Below are 522 nucleotides of genomic sequence, written 5' to 3' on the forward strand. Positions count from 1 at the left end.
TGCGGGTGCTCTGTTGGTCCATCGATAGCCTCAGAAGTAGTCGAAGTTACGGAAACCGCAGGACGCGGCAGCACACCGGATGTGGTGTGCTGCCGCGCCTGAAGTTGCGAGCTAGGCCCAGCTGGAGCCGACGGCGCTGTCCGTGCTGGACATGTTGCTGCCCGCCGTCTGCACCTTCTGGCCGTGAGCGTTGGCCTGCTCGTAGATCACCTGGAAGTTGCGACCCAACTGGGTGATGAACTCCTGGCAGGCCACCGAACCGGCGCCACCCCAGAAGTCACCAGCGGCCAGCACATCGCGAACGATGGCCTGGTGCTCGGCTTCCAACGACGCGGCCTGGGCGCGAATCGTCGCACCGTGGGCGTCCACATCGCCAAACTGGTAATTGATTGTCATGTTGGTGTTCTCCTAACGTCTCAAAGGGTACGCAACCTGCGCTTTTCGCGCTAGCTGCCGAGGATTTGCTGCGAGGCCTGCTCTTGCTGCTCGTAGTTGTTCGCGTCGCGGATCAGCCCGTCACGC

1 protein-coding gene and 1 pseudogene are annotated in these 522 nt (G+C 62.3%); both read right to left on the minus strand.

Going from position 1 to position 522, the window contains the following annotated elements; all coding sequences use genetic code 11:
• Positions 1-111: 111 nt before the first annotated feature.
• The gene (locus A5655_RS04995) at positions 112-396 is read right to left on the minus strand and encodes a WXG100 family type VII secretion target (RefSeq protein WP_067004763.1); all 285 of its coding nucleotides are present in this window, start codon (positions 394-396) and stop codon (positions 112-114) included.
• 50 nt (positions 397-446) lie between these two features.
• Positions 447-522 (minus strand): annotated as a pseudogene (locus A5655_RS26935) (WXG100 family type VII secretion target); the annotation flags it as partial.

Source organism: Mycobacterium sp. 1081908.1, assembly GCF_001673535.1.
Lineage (GTDB): Bacteria > Actinomycetota > Actinomycetes > Mycobacteriales > Mycobacteriaceae > Mycobacterium.